Here is a 16,803-nt window from a genome sequence, read left to right as displayed (position 1 = left end):
CACTCTCCACCGGATTCTCACATTCCTAGTAACTGACTATTCTAGCTCGACGTCTCTGGATACCCCGATCTGCTAAACTAGAACGGATGCCTTGTGGGGTTGAAGCTTCATGCAATCACTTTGTGGCCCGATCGGGGCGTGGTTTCAGACGAACCCTTGTGGGGTTGAAGCGCCCAGTCGCCCCGTCTTGCATATTAGCGGCGCGCATGTTTCAGACGAACCCTTGTGGGGTTGAAGCATCAGTGAGAGTGCCGACGACTTCGAGATCTGCTCCTGTTTCAGACGAACCCTTGTGGGGTTGAAGCGTAGGGGTATTTTGCCTTCTCTTGATCAATGCGCTGGTTTCAGACGAACCCTTGTGGGGTTGAAGCTAGTAACAGCGTTCGAAACTCGCTAAGCGGCAGCGGGTTTCAGACGAACCCTTGTGGGGTTGAAGCCGATCGGCACACCGACCACAGACACGCCGCGTGACGTGTTTCAGACGAACCCTTGTGGGGTTGAAGCCTCGAGGCGCTGTCTCCCAGTGGACGAGTCCCCCAGTTTCAGACGAACCCTTGTGGGGTTGAAGCGACTTGGCGATGCTGGTGTCTATCTCACTGGCGGTGTTTCAGACGAACCCTTGTGGGGTTGAAGCATGGAAAAACGGCTGGCGGATGCGTTCGAACGGTGGTTTCAGACGAACCCTTGTGGGGTTGAAGCGATCATCGGAGGATCACCCAGACGAAACCGAACGTGTTTCAGACGAACCCTTGTGGGGTTGAAGCCGTCGTCGAACTCGAGCGCGTCAAACGCGACCTCGGTTTCAGACGAACCCTTGTGGGGTTGAAGCTCTCCTCATCGAACCGTCTGCGGGGCGGTAAGGGGTGTTTCAGACGAACCCTTGTGGGGTTGAAGCGAAGGAAGATTCGCACTGTCCACACTCTAGCGTAACTCGTTTCAGACGAACCCTTGTGGGGTTGAAGCGGTGGGGGGCTTCGAGAGGAATACATGGAATGGAGGGTTTCAGACGAACCCTTGTGGGGTTGAAGCAGTTGTCGAACATCCGGCGGGAAAACACGGAGAGAGTTTCAGACGAACCCTTGTGGGGTTGAAGCGTTCATACGTCAGCCACCCCGAAGAAGTGGACAACGTTTCAGACGAACCCTTGTGGGGTTGAAGCCTGTAGCACCTCGCTCACGGCATCTGGTAGGCGTGTTTCAGACGAACCCTTGTGGGGTTGAAGCTACGGTGCGCCGGCCGAAGACTCGTTTGCGATCCAGTTTCAGACGAACCCTTGTGGGGTTGAAGCCCACGAAGTCATCGCACCCAGCAAATCTTGCACTTGTTTCAGACGAACCCTTGTGGGGTTGAAGCACTCTCGGTGATTCGACGTCCGACTACGGCAAGCCGGTTTCAGACGAACCCTTGTGGGGTTGAAGCGATTTGACTAAGACGTGGTTCATTGCTCCACCTCAGTCCATAGGTTTCAGACGAACCCTTGTGGGGTTGAAGCTGTCACTCGGCGTCGGACTGTCGTCGAGCGCGGAGGCAGTTTCAGACGAACCCTTGTGGGGTTGAAGCGATGCCGAGTGATGACCGAACCAATCGATGTCCAGTGGTTTCAGACGAACCCTTGTGGGGTTGAAGCCTTGTGCTCACAATCGAAGTCGTCAACACGCTGGGTTTCAGACGAACCCTTGTGGGGTTGAAGCATGGACCTCGAAGGCACGTCCGTCGAGATCAAGAGTGTTCGTCGATCCACCGACACCAGTTGTAAAAGTCGTCCGCCCCGCACTGGTCGGCGATCGATCGAAGTGTTCCGATCGCGACCTCGTCGTGTTGGGGAACGTCGACGTTCCGAACCTCGCCCGTCTCCGGGTGTTCGTATCGAAGGCGGACGTGACTTCCGTGTCGAGAAACGGGTTGGTAGCCGAACGATGTGAGGACTTTCACGACCTCGCGGCCGGAGAACGTGGTTCGGACCATTCGTCACCGCATGAAGTCGGGATAATCCTCGTGATGGACGTCCTCGAGATCGTCAGGCTCGATGTCGAGTTCCTCGCGGAGGAATTCGTCGGGGTCGTCGATCGACTCTCCGCCGTCCTCGTGCAACTCGAGGACCTCAGCCAGTTGCGCGAGTGCCTCGGCACGTGTGTCGCCACCACGTGCGAGACCAGTTTCGAGGTCCTTCGCAGTGACAGTCCCGTCACTCTCGTAATAGAACTCGACACCCTCGTTTCGATCGTCCCGCGTTGCACTCGCCATATGCAGCTACATAGGGCGAAGACGGTCATAAGCGTTCGTTCCACGTCGCATTCCAGAACGAGCGAGTTACGTCTCGTCGGGCTCAAGAGTGTCCGCGTCGAGATCTCCCTTGAGGTACCGTTCGCCGAGTTCGATGATCTCGATGGTGTGAGCGAGGGGAGGAAGTATCCCGACGGGACCGTTGTCCGTGTGTTTTGCATACGGACAGACCGTGACACGTACCTGCCTGGGTGGACCTACAAGCTCCACTATGGCGCGATGGAGCCGGACCCGCCCCGCACGCTTGACGATGGGACGATTCTGGAGCGAGATCCCGAAATCCAAGTTCGAGGTTAAGTGAGGCCATCACACTACGGTGATACCCATGAACGACACTACGCCGCCGCTGCACCCGATGGAGCGCGAACAGCTTCGGGCCGAATCAACCCTCGTCGTGACTGTCAAGTCGTCCAGTGAGTTCCACGACGATGTCACCGATGGCATCAAGGGGCTCGAACGAGGCGACGCGGTGGATTCCCCGCCGACGCTCTCGTTCACCAGCTACGACGACCTCATGGAGACGCTGACGCCGCGTGTTCTCAATCTCATCGAAGCCATCCGCCGGGAAGAGCCATCCAGCATTAACGAGACCGCACGGGTTGTTGACCGGGACGTCAAGAACGTCCACGAGGAACTCAGCCGGCTCGCCCAGCTGGGCATCATCTTCTTCGAGGAAGACGACCAAAGCAAGCGCCCAGTCGTCTGGTTCAACGAACTCGTCATCAGCCTCTCGTTCAATCCAGCGACTGACGACACGGTAGCCGCCGCACCGTGAAGGCGACGTCTCAGGCTACTCACTCCTAGTCGATCTTACACACACGTCCCATCCAACCTGTTGTTTTTCCCACCCGCATACGTACTCTCGAGTAATGGTCGAGTGTCGCTACTGCGAGCAAACTTTTGAGGATGAATCTGCGATCCGTGAGCATCTCTACGAGGACCACGGACGTGACGAACTCAGTCGGATTGATCAGAAGCGTGTCGAGCAATACGTCGACGAACACGGATTAGGTGAGAGTGGCAACGAAGAACACCACGAAGCGGGTCAAGCCACCCAACGTGAGCAACGAACAGTCGACGCATCAAGCGATATCTACTCTGATGATGCGTGGGAACTCAGCGATGTCGAAGCGCTCTCGACGGACGAAATTGTGGAAAAACTCGCTGAGCACGGCATCGAAACGAGCGAGACGGCGTTCCGGAACAGAATCGAAGACCTCAGCTCGGCGACGACACTCTCTGAGCAATGGGGTGCTGAATACGAGGTTGACGCCACGGGCTACGATCAGGACTTTATTTGGATGGCGGCAGAAGTACTCTGGGGGCGCTGGGCACCTGACGTTCCAAACAAAGAACGGATCTACGAGTTCGTCCAGGAGGGGCGTGATCTCCGTGAGAAAGAAAACCGTGCTGAGGCTTGCGATCAGTGGTTAACTGCTTGGGAGTACATCGTCGCCGTAACACCCGACGAAATCACGTATATCGAGGAGGCAGACCGAAAATTGCCGTCGTTTCTCTCGCTCGAGGCTTTCATTCGATCGCTCGACAGCGATCTTGCCACCGTCGCGCAAGAGGATCCAGCATATCACGAGCACCGACTCGAGTTCTGTCGGGAAGTCTGCGAGCAGTTTCCGGATGCATCCGACGAGTTCCTCCTTGACTTTCACCACTTCGTCGCCGACTCGCTCGCGGAACTGGACAGAACTGCCGACAGTAGGGCTGAATTCGAGTCACTCATCGAGGAGTATCCCGAGGATCCCTGGGCGTACAAGAAACTCGCGGATAGCTACTGGCTCGAGGACCCAGACGAACTAACGAGAGAGGAGATGGAACGCACTGCAGAACTGTACCGAGCGGCACTGGACGCCGATGGTCCTCTCGAGGGAGCGTCGATAGTAGCCGAGCGCTGTGAGGAAGTAGAAGCTCGACTAGCTGACACAGAGACGTCCAGCCCAGAGTGAGCGCTTGAGCACGAGAACTTACTTATCCCATGACGCACTATATGTTTGTAGAGGCGCACACTCCCGTACACCATGGAATTCGAAGAACAACTTCGGTCGCTGGAAGAACGGTATGACATCTCCGAGAGCGAACGTGCTCGGGAACTCGGACGGACCGTTGCCCAGCTGCGGGACTAACGCGTACGTCTTACTCGCTAGATTCCAGATACTCGAGGAACTCCTGTTTGTCGATCCCATTCTCAAAACGCAGATGCGACGCTCCGGCTCGCGTCACTGACTCGATCATGAACTCGGTACAGTGCTGGGTATGACGAGTCGCATACGTCGACAGGGCTTCTGACTGTGGCAGCTCGAGGTCGTACTCCGAGAGCTCGATTTCAATCCCACCTTTTCGCAACACGATCTTACAGCCCCACTCATCGAGCAACCTGAACGGGGTTATGTTTCGCCGTACGGTGAGCAGTCGCTTCGAGTCGGCGATATACGTGTCGACCCACTCTTGCCAGTCGTAGCTCTCGGTCGCCAACTTCGGGAGCGAAAACGCCGGCTCGACACTCTCGAGGTACCACTCGGCGAATGCGATCGAGGTTCGATGGTTGGCGTTTGGAAGCGGGTGAGCCAAAATGAGTGACGACATCAACTGCCCTGCGACCTTGACTACCGATCTCGACCAATCGACGTGCTCGAGTGCAGCCGGGATCCGACCAACGTCGATCTGCTTGTAGATCTCGAGTTTTTCTCCCTCCTCGAGTTCCGTAGCTTCGAGGACACCTTCGAACGTCTGGAGAATTCGCACCGTCACGAGCCGGTCCGATTCGTCCATTTCGTCCAGTATTGCTTCAAAATCCTCGGTGATGTCGTCGACCGTTCCACTCGAACCGGTGTTGGTGTAGAGGACGTGTACTGTTTCCTCGAGTTGGTAGGTTTCGACTTTCCCATCGTCGGGGTCGATCTCGTCGTGATCGAGCGTAACGTACGCGAGAGAATATTGCTCGTCGTCGGGGTGGTGGTAGTGGACGAGACCGGTCATTACACTCGGGAACGTACCGGAGGCACAGAGTATCTATTTTTCCTAAGGGAACCCAAAAGAAGTGACATATAGAAATTCGCTAACAGTCATTGGCAAGCAACTTCTCAACGGCGTCGATAACCCCCTATACCTCGTGCTAATATATAGAAAATTAGCTAAGTTCAAGTAAACTGAGTTAGTTCTTTGACTGTGCCATTACGAGAAGCACGGTCAATCGACCAGCTCTATTCGAGGGTTGCGAACTGCGATATTGCGCTTACTGGCGAAGCACCCCTCGCACTTGCACTTGATAACCGAGTGCAAAGCCCTCGAATCGGTCGGTTGTCGGCTACACCGCGAAGCTATGCCGTCCAGGAGATGTTTCCCGATGACATCCGACCGCTCTTTTTCGAAATCGTCGCACAGACGGATCTCTCGTGGAAGCAAGCAGTGAGAGCACTCGAGCTGTGTATCGATTGCTGGACAGCGACGGGCGACCGTGAACAGATACTCGAGTATCCTGAGTTCGACAGCTCCGCTATCCGATTGGTCGTATCAATGCTGGGGGAACTTGAGAGCAGCTATCGGTCCATCGAGTGCACGACGCTCTCATCGGAGCAAGAGATTGCGGTAATTGACGAAGCTCGTCTGTCTGAACTCGACCGAAAACTCCTCCCTCCTGATGGGTACGAGACCTATTCATCGCTGGGCGACACTCACGTTCCCTTCCCCAAGCTACACATCTTCCCATCAGCGACAGCAATCGTCTCGGCAATCGTCGACCAGATTGATCCAGATACAGCGGATCGATTTGGGATCGTTCTTGCTGAGGGTAGTCTGTATAGTGCGCTGATCGAGTCTGCCCTTGAAGCACGGGAAATTCCCTATCGCGGTGGACCTGGGTTCGAAGATGATGACGATGTTCGGGCGTTTTTCCGACTGCTAGAAGCGACATTTTCGGGATCCGATCAGCGGGTCACGGAAATCCGACCGGTGCTCGCGACGGCTGGGATCGACCTTCCCAGAGATGTAGAAGAACAACGGGTGGATTCGCTCGAGCCAGATCAACTTGGGGGCTACGTTGAATTCCAGGAAGCCGTCGACGAAGGAACGTTCCGTGATGTCGTGTCCGTGTATGAGTCGATCAGTGATACACGGTTAGTTGAACTTCGACGCGAGCTTCAAAACCTTGGAATACTTGACACACAGGTAACGGAAGATCACGTTTCGCGCTTCCGGTACTATCTCGATGCGTTCACTGTTCCAACGGACTCGGATGCTACTGATGGGGTTCTCTTAGCAGATGCGACTTCCACAGCATACGTTGACCGGCCTGTCGTTTTCTACGTCGGTCTGGGCCCGGAGTGGGCACAGAGCCCGCCGGACTATCCCTGGATCGACCGTGAAGCATACCTAGAACGCGACCTCGAGCGATTCGAGCGACTGCTCCAGAACGGCACACAACGGTACTATTTCGCCCAAGAGACGCAGGCCGGAAGCGACGTGACTCCGTGTGTGTATCTGCGACGACTCCGTGACGAGCCGTTTGACTCATTCGGTGATCTTCCACACACACGATACGGCGGGCACACGACCTCATCCCTGACGTCGCCGTTCCCTGAACCAGACGACCCCCTGACACCACCTCAACGCATAGAAACGATTAGTCAATCTCGACTGAAAGCCCTCGCGAATTCGCCTCGAGATGCGTACTTCGATCGATTGGTCCAATCACCGTCGTCAGTTCACATGGTTCGCGGAACGCTTCTCCACGAGGCCGCTGAGATCTACGTCTCTGATCCATCGATACTAGAGGACCAGCGTGGCCGCATGCTTGACGCAATGTGTGAGCGGTTGAACCCATACCTAGGTAACTCGAAACAAGCCGTTCAGCGAACGTATTTGGAGGTTGGACTCGACGTGATCACGGCGTATCTGGGCGAAAATCCGCCGGCGGAAGGAAGCTACGAAACCTACGATCATCGAGACCACGAAAACGAACTCGCTACCGAACTCGGTGTCGAGTGTGACTCACAGCTAACGGAACGCTGGTTCGCATCGCCGTCGATCGGAGTTCACGGATACGTCGATTTGATCCAGAGCGAAACCTCGATCGTCGATTACAAGACCGGGAACAAGAAGGACGCTTCGGACATACTCGAGGCGGCATCGATCGATTTAGTCGATGAGTACCCCAATTTTCAGGCGCTCGTCTACCTGGCCAAACATCGAGAGGAACGGCCGGATGAGCGCATCGAACTCCATTTCGTCCATTTGCTCGACGGGGTCGATGAAGCCCTCACGGGATCACCGCCTGATCCAGCAGATCTCGTTACGACGATCACCTACGTTCCAGCGACGTTTAGCAAGTTCGTCGCGAGCCGAGATACCTTCGAGAGTGTAACCGATTATGCTGATTCGAACAAGCGGTGTCGGGCGTTGCACCCGCTCGGATACGAAGCCTACAGGGACTTTTTCGAGACTCACGACCTTCCCCGAGCTGGAGACAATCCCGAACGACGGGCGACGATCACCGAAGATTTCGTCGCGTATGCCCAGGAGCGCGTCGGCGAATACAAGTACGTCCGTCAAGGCTGTGAGAAAGTGATCGACGATCTTGACGATGTACCGACCGGATACGTCCTGCAATCGGACCTTGATGCGTTCGAGGCGTTCGTCGATGAGCAACTTGAGGCCCTGAACGAGTATCGAAACAGTCGGTTCCCGGTAGCCTATCGGGAGGAAGGACCGACTTGGGACCGCGTCGATCATCGAGACCTCATACTCACAGACCGATGACTGGAATCTCACCAAACCAAGAGCAAGAAACACTGATCGAACATATCGACGGGATTTATCTCGTCGATGCTGGCGCAGGGACGGGCAAAACGTTCACCATAACGCACCGGTATGCCAACATCCTCGAGAAACCGGACATCGAACCAGAGGACATCCTTCTGGCCACCTTCACGCGGAATGCTGCTGCAGAGATGGCCGATCGGATTGCTCGCCAGTCCCCATACGATCCCGTCCAGTTACAGGACGCCCCGATTAGTACGTTTCACGGCTACTGTTATCAGCTGCTTCGACGCTATGGGCACGAAATCCCGGCCGAAATCGGGATTGACGACCAAATTCCACAATCACTCGAATTGATCGAGGATGGGATTCGGGAAGGAGAGCTGTTCAATACGTTTATCACTCGTTTCGAAGACCGTCACCCCGAATACGAGCACCTTTTCGCAGCGCTGAACGATCCCAGTTCTCTGCGCTCGTTGATCGCCGAACTCGCTGCGAAAGGCGTAATCCCTGAACGCGACGGGTGGTATCGAGATACCGGCACCCCGCTCTTCGGTGACCGGGAGGCGTTCATGGACCTTTTCGAACGGGAAAATCGACCGAACGAGGGTGCAAACGGTCCCACACAATCCGATGCACGTTCGTCAGTAAGTGGGTGGGATGCAACTGAATACGTTCCCGATGCACCGACAGCCGACGAGGTCGTCGGGTACCCACAGCTTCACACAGAACCTGTCGAGCAGGCATTCGACGAGGACCGAGAGGACCTACTTGCCTTCGTACACGACGTCTATTTCGAGTACCTCGAGTATGCGCTCGCGCGCAACTACCTCACGCAGGGACTCATGCTCGCGATGGCGTTCGTGATGCTGTGTGAGGATGCGGCGGTTCGCGAACAGGTTCGCCACCAGTACGTCATGGTCGACGAATTCCAGGATACCAACGAGTTGCAATTCAAACTCACGCTGCTCCTTGCTGGTGAAAATAACATCTGCGTCGTCGGAGATTGGAAACAGAGTATCTACGGATTTCAGTATACCACGGTCGAAAACATCCAGAATTTCGAGGAGCGTATCTCCCGGTACAAGGCGGAATTGAATCGCGACGAGACTCGAGTCAAGTATGCCGTCGACGAAATCGAGACGATTCCGCTGAAGAAGAACTACCGATCTACGGAATCGATTCTCTCACTGGCGACGGAGACGTTGACAACCCCAGCAACAAATGGTGAGTCTCTGGATGCAGAGGAAATAGAGAATGAGATAACGCCACTCGAGGCCACGAGTCGCGTTGATAACAGCCACATTCAGGCGGTAACCCACGAAGATGAGCTCGAACTGCTCCTCGATCGAATACAGCATGTCGTCGGAAACGAGGACTATAGTGTCGAGGTGCGAGACGAACCAGCCTCGACAGCAGAGATGTCCGTGGAGGAGCAAGCGGCTGCTGAACGAGAACGGCTCGGTGCCCCATCGTATAGCGATATCGCCGTCTTTACTCGAACTCGATCGTTTGCTCGTGACCTCCTCGAGAAGGCAACCGAGTACGGTATCCCAATCGCGTACGAAGGTGGGGTGGAGTTATTCGATACCGATCAGGCGAAGCTTCTGTTAGCATGGCTTCGGATTTGCGAATCGAACGATCAACGAGGATGGGCGACCGTGCTGGAAGAAACCGGATGTACGCTTTCGTACGCTCGTGAGATCCTCGAGGCCGAACAGTATCCTGACGCAATGGTTACGTTTCGGGACTCCTTGCGAGAGTGTGAAACCATCGGCGGATTTGTCCGAATGGTCTTCGACGAATACGGGTACGACGGAGCGTATGCAAACGGCTTACTCGGTGAGCTCACGAGTATGCACGAGACGACGCTCGCAACCCGAAGCGAGGCAATCATCTACATAGAAGAACATCTCGAGGCTGGATCCACGGTCGAAATCGATTCGAGTCCGGGTGAGGATTCCGTCACGCTGCAGACGATACACAGCGCGAAAGGGTTGGAATACCCGATCGTATTCTGTGCGAACGTGAATCGACGAGCGTTCCCGCATTACGGGCGACCATCGTCAGGTACGATCCAGTATCGGGAACCGATCGGGCTCAGACAACGATCCGTCTACAGCGAGGCGAGCGGTCGACCATACGTCCACAGCCACTGGCCGTACGATCTTCTCACCGGCTGTCAGCCATCAGAATACGACGAAGAGCGTCGACTCTTCTACGTCGCGGTGACTCGAGCGAAGCGACATCTGTTCCTCACAGCTGGTGACTCGCCAAGTCCTTTCTTCACCGAACTCCCGCTTGAGCCGATCGAACCCGAACCATCTGTCGATATTGAAACCGAATATCGAGAGGATGAGGTACCGTTTTCAATCACGCCCCCAGAACGAACGAAGCCTCGTCGGATGAGCGTCCACGACATCATGGATGATAGTGTGTACGACGAGGTCACGGAAGGACGAGGGACGGAATTCGGGGACGAGCTTCACGAATTCGCTGAGGAGTACGCACGAGGGAACGATCCCTCACCGAGTGATGATGATCAGGAACACGTTGTGACGCTCCTTGATACTCTCGACGGAACATTCAACCCAGAAGTCACGGCAATTCTGCCCCTGGATTTGGATCCACAGGTTACCCTTGTTGGCATCATCGATCTCCTCGTAATCGCCCCGGACCGAATCCAGATTATCGACTACAAGACGGATCTTACTCGCCACGCAGAGGCCGAATACAGGAAACAGCTTAGCGTCTATTATCATATCGCAGCCGAGCAGTATCCGGATTGCACTATCTCGACCAGTATCTTCTATACCGCCGAGAACGAGTGTGTGGAAGTGTCGCCGCTCACGCTCGAAGAGTTGCGCGAGATAACAATGCCCGTTGTTGGTGAAAATAGCCACCCCGAAAAAATATAGAAGTTTTCAACTTACTAATATTGACTCAGACATTCATTTCGATCTCCCAATCTCGAGTGCTGAAACTGCGGCTTCAGGATCAACGTCGTACTCACCAAGCCGAGTGGCAGCTAACTGCCATGCTCGCTCTGAGAGTTCAGGATCGATCTGTTCGAAGTGCACCGAAAACTCGGTCAGTGCAACAGCGATTAAGAGGTCATCGCGTTTTTGCGTGGACATCGATGTAGTTTGCCTCGTTTTGATATCTATACCGCAGTATCGGTCCAGAAACGTCGGCAAAAGACCGACGTTGGAGCTCCCCTCGTGGGAATGGTAGTGGTGGTGGTGGTGGTTCCCAATTGAAGGGACTGTTAGAGATCGGCTGTCGCTCGGATCGTCGACAGAGATCGATCTCGATCAGTGGCGGGGATAATGTCTCAGGTGCGAGTACTATCGGCATAGACAGTACGCAATCCCTCGCCATCCAAAATGTTCGTTTTTGTGAACATAAAGCTGTTGGATTGATAATATAATTCTGAACTGCTAAACGGTAAATAATGTTATAGATAAGAAAGAAGCATCTTCTCATTCGGAACTATTCTTTTGGAACTTACTGATGAAACAGATCCAACAGACACTGTTAAGGGAACAACTATCGAAATAACCATACAGAACTGCAATGGCTGGCATTACAGATCCACGACCACCACTTCCGGAGTGGATCCTCAAGTGCTACGATCTACTGTGTTCCCATACATCTCAGCCAGACCGTGGAAAAGATGCTGTTCAGGTAATTGAGTACGACGATGCCACCGATACACTGCTCTCTGATTCGGAGTTAGCACTCGAGCAACGGGATGTCGAGTACGCGCTTACACGGCTCCTCGAGCGAGGCTACTTCTACGAAGTTGAAGACGAACTTCGGGTTACGTCACCAGAAGAGCAGTGTTAACGACTCTTCAAAGGGCTGTCCTGTATATCGACAGATCGACGCACTATGCCGAGCTTGAGCCACTGCACTCTCCCCGAGTGGGTCTTCCACCTCGCCGCTCCATTATCGAAATTGGCCAGAAGAGACGGCTTCGCTCTGCTGGAGATCTACCTCATACTTGTCGAACACGGACGCAAATCCCTCGTCGACGACCTGCTGGACGAGTTCAGCGAATGAACTTCGATTGCTTGGATCCTCAACGAGCGACCGAAACGTACTCTCGAAGTGATGCCCATGAGACGGCCGATCACGACTCGAGGTCCCATGAGCTGCTTCGTGCAACATCACCAGATATAGATCGTGCATCCAGACAGCACGCTGGCGGCTCGTCACGGCCGAGTCGGTGATCACAATGTACGTCCTGCCGTCGGTCCAGGCATCGGCACTCGCCTCGCCGTAGTACACATCTTGCTCAATCCCAAGCTCTCTTGCTAACACTCGAGCGAAGCGAAGATACCGTCGCTGATCAGCGTTCAACTGCGATTCGTCCTCGATGCGATGATAGCCCGTCCAGACTCCCTCTGACTCTGCTTGCTCGCCAACATCGAACATCTCCGGCACCGCTGTCGATGTATCTTCGTCAGTGGTGAGGTCGCGAAGCCGCTGGGTCGCTGCATCACTCGTATCGAGGACGACGTAACCACGCTCGACGAGCTTGTCCGCACCTTTCTGGGCACCGTCGACCCACCCGATTTTCGGGGCTGCCTGGATCTCCTCGAGGCTGATTCGGGACTCGGTTGCCAACTGGAACAGCTTGCGGTCGGCCCACTGCTCGTCCGGTTCTGATTCGGATGCCATCGCTTCAACCATCACTTCCCGACTCTCAGCAGTCAGCCGATCGTCTGAGACGTCCGCATACAGATCGTCACGAGCCTGCTCGAGTGCGTTGTCGATCCGCTGCCAGCGATCACAGCCAGACTGGATATCATTGCGGGCAAAGTTCAGCGTCAAGTTCCCCTTCGAGACGACGACTCCGCCGAGTCCGTACTCCCGTTTCGTCGTCACGTACAGCCCATTGCTGTAGATGTCGAGTCCCTCGTGGGGCGTGTACTCGAGTGCGAGAATCGCATCCTCAGTTTCGCGTGTGAGCGACGGATGTGGCGAGTCAGCCACCGCCTCGAGTGGATCACCCTTATCGACTGGCTCGCCGTTGATCACGACCGAGACGCCCGTCCGGGACTGCACGTACGCGAAGCGCTTGCGAAGATCGCGAACGTAGCGCCGCCAGCGGTAGCTGTCCGAATCTGGAACCTCGTCTTCGTAGTGATCGATCTCGACCAGCATCCCCTCGAGATGATGCTCAGCGTCCACAAGATGGCCGTCGCGCCCGCTGACGTCTGCCCACGGCCCAGAGTTACGTCGATTGCGATAGTCAAAACACAATGCTGTGTCGTGGCTCCAGATGCGAACCGCACCTTTCGCGATGATCGCACCCTTGCCGATGCCCCACTCTCCGATTGTCTCGTCGTCCGATCGCTGCTTGCTTCCCGCACCAAGCACCGACAGGTTACGTCGTCCCTCGGTTGACTCGAGGTCGACGCCAGCACCATCGTCAAGGATGATCGATCGCTCAGGGGAGATGCTGACCAGCACACGAGATGAACCCGGACTGTCGATGCCGTTTTGGACGGCTTCACGGATCGCGTCTGTGAGATCTGCCATCTGATCCTCAATGAGGTACGTTGCAACCCGCTCGTCAGCGGTCATCGTCACGGTCTCATCAGTCGATGGCTGATTAGCCGGCCTCGAGTCAGTCGTTTCGTTCGTAGCGAACTCTGCTAACGTCGGATGTTCTGTCATGGTGTCCACCCCTGTGGCACCACATAAACCGAACAGAGCAACTCAGGCGCTTTCGTCTAGTCGCGGTTGCTGCTGGAATTGGTGACTCGATTCGGACAATGCAATCTTGCTTCGTTCTGTCAGTCTTTCCTGAAAAGGCTTATTGCGATCTGCGTGCAATTCGCTACTAAGATGTCCACAAAAGAAGCAGATTGGAATACACCTCTCGATACTGGAGGTGAGGCGTTTGAACTCCTTAGGAACGCCCGGAAAGCGTGGATCTATACCTATATCCGTCACAACGCGGAAACTACGACCGACGACGTCGTCGATTCCCTTGAGATCCCACAACGGACTGCCTACGACTATATCAACGACCTCGAGTCTGCAGGATTCATTGAACAGTCGAACGGGGGACGGCCCGCACGATATACTGCCCGTGAAATCGATCTTCAACTCGTTCAGGATGATGTCCAACGGCAGATCACGCCGGCATTGATTGAGGCGATTGCACGCCGAGAAAAGGATGGGGATATCGATACGTACATCGAACGCCACGGTTTAGACGGGCTTGCGGTCGCTCTCGAGTATGCTCGGGAATATGTTGATGGATCCGTAACCCACCGAATTATGGCCCGAGAGCAGGACCTCTCGCCGTTAAAGGCAGCTATCATTCTGGATGCACTTTCCTCGATTGTTGAGGAGTGAGTCGGATGGACACCGACAGAGAAATCTCTTTTCTTGACTCGTTAATATTCATTTATCCGTGGCGGAGAGGATGCCAAGCCCCCGTCGTTAAGGAGCGACCGGAGGGAGCGAGTAGGGCGGGATAGTTCAACCTAGGCATGTAACGCCTGGACACGATCTTCGATCCACTCCAGCACAGCGAAGAGGACATCCAAATGATGTTCACTCTTGAGTGAGGACTGCTCTATATTTGCGGACGCGTCTGGTGGCGGATGGAAATGCTCTCGAGGTGCCTCTGGTTTTGGGTGTCGATCCCATCGACATTGCCAGGTCTCATCTTCATGACTTTCGAGATAGTGAACTGTGTAGTCGCCTCCGACAAACCACCGGATGTCGATCCGAATCTCACGTACTTCCGAAGGATACTGTGTTCTGTCCAACTGTAGCTCGAGAACACGCGGAGAAATCGAATCAGGCCGGAACTCCCACGTTGAAACAAGTGGATGCGTTGCTGCACGCTGTGCGAGTACTTCGAGCGTTGGAACATCGAGTGGACCGCTTGGCGTTTCGTCTCGCCCCGTCACGTATTTGACTGGACTCGACCATCGTTTGATGACTCGGCCCGTTGAACAGCGCGTTTCAAGATCGTAATGTCTCGACGAATCGTCCGCCATTCTGTAAGGTCATCCCATCGGTCGTGAAGCGCTTCGTGATCTTCGGCAGGATCATCGGAGACGACGACAGCATCCGGATCTGGGACCCCATACGTTTCCTGAAGGTCCTGGTCTGCGTCAATGAGTTCTGCCAAACGTGAGCGAAGCTGATCTGCACTGTGTTCGCGTGCAAGCGTTTCGACGCGCTTCCACTGAAAGTACGATGGATTACGCTGATACTGAGCAGGGCGGGTTCCTGTTCGTTCTGCAATCCCCATCTCAACAAGTTGCTCGAGTGCCTGACGAGCACCGGTCTCAGAACAGCGAGCCCACTCTGCGAACTGTTGTGCAGAAACAGGATCGGTAGTGCCGACAAGAACGTCGTAGACACGCTGGAACGTCGTTCGATCCGAATCCCACTGTCTTGACGGATCGTTTGGTGGGTCTGGTCGTTTTGTCATAATTCCTTCTTCGAGGACACTACCAATATATCTTTTCTAAAGCACAGATATATGATCTCAATATCCGGGTTCTCTTCAGTTTGTTTCGGCTATCTCCTCAGCGACGTCGACGATCTCCTGAGCGGTCGAACTAATGCGCTCGAGTCGATCGAGGATCGTCTCTGGTTCATCCCCCTCCCACGCAGCGAGGTAGAACGCCGATCCACTCGTGTCCAGCCCGAAATATCGCCCGACGATGTAGGCAACGGCTTCGGCCTCGAGTTCACGTTTCGACCGTTCGTCCTCGGTATCGATACCACTGTGCAGCAGTGCGTGCGCGTACTCGTGAACGAGTGTGACGGCGAGATCAGCCTCGTTTTCACGATCACGGACTTCCACGAGTGGCTGCTTCTCCAAGCGATACCGACAGACGCCCTTGGCGCTGCCGTGAGACCATTTCCGAGGAGACACGACCTCGACAGCCACCTCGAGTGCGGACGACGCTTTGAGGAGTGCTGGGATCAATTTGCCGGCGTTACCGTTCGCCTCGGTCTCGAGTTCTGGAAGTGGTTCGCCTTCTGTCTGCGAGATATCGAAGACCGGTGCTGGTCGAAAACCGACGAGTCCCTTGTTCCAGTCGTCAGGCTCAGTGTCGTTATACTCACAGTCGCTGCGTTCGTGGTATGATGGCGAATTTCCGCATTCAGGGCACTGTTTCGCGATGATAGGTGCCCAGATCCAGATTGCTTTTTCGCCCTCACTCACGTGCCGGTCGAACTCATTTTGCCACGTTCGGTAGCCAGCAACGCGCGTTGCGTGGGGACACTGGAGTTTGATCAACAGTGTATTTCGGTGCGAGTAGTCGTGGAAGCGACTCTGGACATCTAACCATTGTTTGAATTGCTCGCTCGAGACGGCGGAATCGACCTCCTCAACAAGGTCCTGAATCCATGTTTCGATCGTACTATGCATCTCGTCGTGCCGGGTATCCGAATCGTCGAACGTCTCCCGGGTGCTGCTGCTCGTAGCCATGTTTGATCACTGCTTCTCGAGTCGAATCGAATCGAACTGAACTCGAGAAGACCTCCACCCCTCGGGGGTCTCAAAAAACACGCCAGATTCGAGCAGTTGGCTCTGTTGAAATCCTTAGAGCATGATAGGTTTACACCCTCTGCGGTAAGTACAGGATACACACATATCGCTTCGTACGGACGAAAGCCTCTGTACTTATTAATCTCAAATGGGGATTTGTATCATGGCTGACGAACATTCGAGACTGGTGGGATCATATCTCAGTGCAATCC

Annotated in this window: 13 protein-coding genes, 1 pseudogene and 1 CRISPR repeat array; of the genes and pseudogenes, 7 read left to right on the top strand and 7 right to left on the bottom strand. The window is 54.9% G+C overall.

The window, feature by feature from the left end; all coding sequences use genetic code 11:
• Positions 1-141: 141 nt before the first annotated feature.
• Positions 142-1,691: direct repeats of the CRISPR family, unit length 30 nt; unit sequence GTTTCAGACGAACCCTTGTGGGGTTGAAGC.
• 28 nt (positions 1,692-1,719) lie between these two features.
• Entirely contained in the window at positions 1,720-1,965 is a 246-nt protein-coding gene (locus tag C495_RS16425) for a type II toxin-antitoxin system HicA family toxin (RefSeq protein WP_008164948.1), read from the bottom strand.
• Between the two features lie 3 nt (positions 1,966-1,968).
• Positions 1,969-2,244: a type II toxin-antitoxin system HicB family antitoxin gene (locus tag C495_RS16420; protein ID WP_008164946.1), complete on the bottom strand. Its 276-nt coding sequence runs from the start codon at positions 2,242-2,244 to the stop codon at positions 1,969-1,971.
• Between the two features lie 147 nt (positions 2,245-2,391).
• On the opposite strand from C495_RS16420, the pseudogene C495_RS18705 reads away from it, so the two are divergent.
• From C495_RS18705 to C495_RS16405, 3 genes and pseudogenes are all read left to right on the top strand, one after another.
• Positions 2,392-2,556 (top strand): annotated as a pseudogene (locus tag C495_RS18705) (toxin-antitoxin system TumE family protein); the annotation flags it as partial.
• A gap of 52 nt (positions 2,557-2,608) precedes the next feature.
• Positions 2,609-3,058, top strand: a complete 450-nt coding sequence (locus tag C495_RS16410) for an HVO_A0114 family putative DNA-binding protein (RefSeq protein ID WP_193788019.1) — start codon at positions 2,609-2,611, stop codon at positions 3,056-3,058.
• A gap of 94 nt (positions 3,059-3,152) precedes the next feature.
• Positions 3,153-4,244 carry a hypothetical protein gene (locus C495_RS16405; RefSeq protein WP_008164941.1) on the top strand — a complete coding sequence of 364 codons (1,092 nt, stop codon included), beginning with the start codon at positions 3,153-3,155 and terminating at the stop codon, positions 4,242-4,244.
• A 187-nt stretch (positions 4,245-4,431) separates the two neighbouring features.
• Here C495_RS16405 and C495_RS16400 read toward each other — a convergent pair whose 3' ends face one another.
• Positions 4,432-5,274, bottom strand: a complete 843-nt coding sequence (locus C495_RS16400) for a hypothetical protein (RefSeq protein WP_008164940.1) — start codon at positions 5,272-5,274, stop codon at positions 4,432-4,434.
• Positions 5,275-5,631: 357 nt separating this feature from the next.
• On the opposite strand from C495_RS16400, the gene C495_RS16395 reads away from it, so the two are divergent.
• Together C495_RS16395 and C495_RS16390 are read left to right on the top strand one after the other, a co-directional pair.
• Positions 5,632-8,052: a PD-(D/E)XK nuclease family protein gene (locus C495_RS16395; RefSeq protein ID WP_008164938.1), complete on the top strand. Its 2,421-nt coding sequence runs from the start codon at positions 5,632-5,634 to the stop codon at positions 8,050-8,052.
• Positions 8,049-10,970: a UvrD-helicase domain-containing protein gene (locus tag C495_RS16390; RefSeq protein ID WP_008164936.1), complete on the top strand. Its 2,922-nt coding sequence runs from the start codon at positions 8,049-8,051 to the stop codon at positions 10,968-10,970. The genes C495_RS16395 and C495_RS16390 overlap by 4 nt, the downstream gene beginning before the upstream one ends.
• 33 nt (positions 10,971-11,003) lie before the next feature.
• Here C495_RS16390 and C495_RS18405 read toward each other — a convergent pair whose 3' ends face one another.
• On the bottom strand, positions 11,004-11,189 hold the full coding sequence (locus tag C495_RS18405; RefSeq protein ID WP_008164935.1) for a hypothetical protein: 186 nt from the start codon (positions 11,187-11,189) through the stop codon (positions 11,004-11,006).
• A 439-nt stretch (positions 11,190-11,628) separates the two neighbouring features.
• Between C495_RS18405 and C495_RS16380 the strand changes: the two genes are divergently transcribed.
• Positions 11,629-11,901, top strand: a complete 273-nt coding sequence (locus C495_RS16380) for a hypothetical protein (protein WP_008164933.1) — start codon at positions 11,629-11,631, stop codon at positions 11,899-11,901.
• 102 nt (positions 11,902-12,003) lie between these two features.
• Here C495_RS16380 and C495_RS16375 read toward each other — a convergent pair whose 3' ends face one another.
• Positions 12,004-13,740: a sensor histidine kinase gene (locus C495_RS16375; protein ID WP_008164932.1), complete on the bottom strand. Its 1,737-nt coding sequence runs from the start codon at positions 13,738-13,740 to the stop codon at positions 12,004-12,006.
• 171 nt (positions 13,741-13,911) lie between these two features.
• On the opposite strand from C495_RS16375, the gene C495_RS16370 reads away from it, so the two are divergent.
• Positions 13,912-14,427, top strand: coding sequence for a DUF7437 domain-containing protein (locus C495_RS16370; protein ID WP_008164930.1), 516 nt, complete (start codon positions 13,912-13,914; stop codon positions 14,425-14,427).
• Between the two features lie 559 nt (positions 14,428-14,986).
• Here C495_RS16370 and C495_RS18215 read toward each other — a convergent pair.
• Both C495_RS18215 and C495_RS16355 read right to left on the bottom strand, forming a co-directional pair.
• Positions 14,987-15,520: a DUF7342 family protein gene (locus tag C495_RS18215; RefSeq protein ID WP_008164926.1), complete on the bottom strand. Its 534-nt coding sequence runs from the start codon at positions 15,518-15,520 to the stop codon at positions 14,987-14,989.
• A gap of 75 nt (positions 15,521-15,595) precedes the next feature.
• The gene (locus tag C495_RS16355; RefSeq protein WP_008164923.1) at positions 15,596-16,531 is read right to left on the bottom strand and encodes an ArdC-like ssDNA-binding domain-containing protein; all 936 of its coding nucleotides are present in this window, start codon (positions 16,529-16,531) and stop codon (positions 15,596-15,598) included.
• Positions 16,532-16,803 lie beyond the last annotated feature (272 nt).

This window comes from Natronorubrum sulfidifaciens JCM 14089 (assembly GCF_000337735.1).
In the GTDB taxonomy this organism is placed as follows: Archaea; Halobacteriota; Halobacteria; order Halobacteriales; family Natrialbaceae; genus Natronorubrum; species Natronorubrum sulfidifaciens.
The sequence above is the reverse complement of the archived record's forward strand: the minus strand, read 5'-3'. Positions and strand labels throughout refer to the sequence as shown.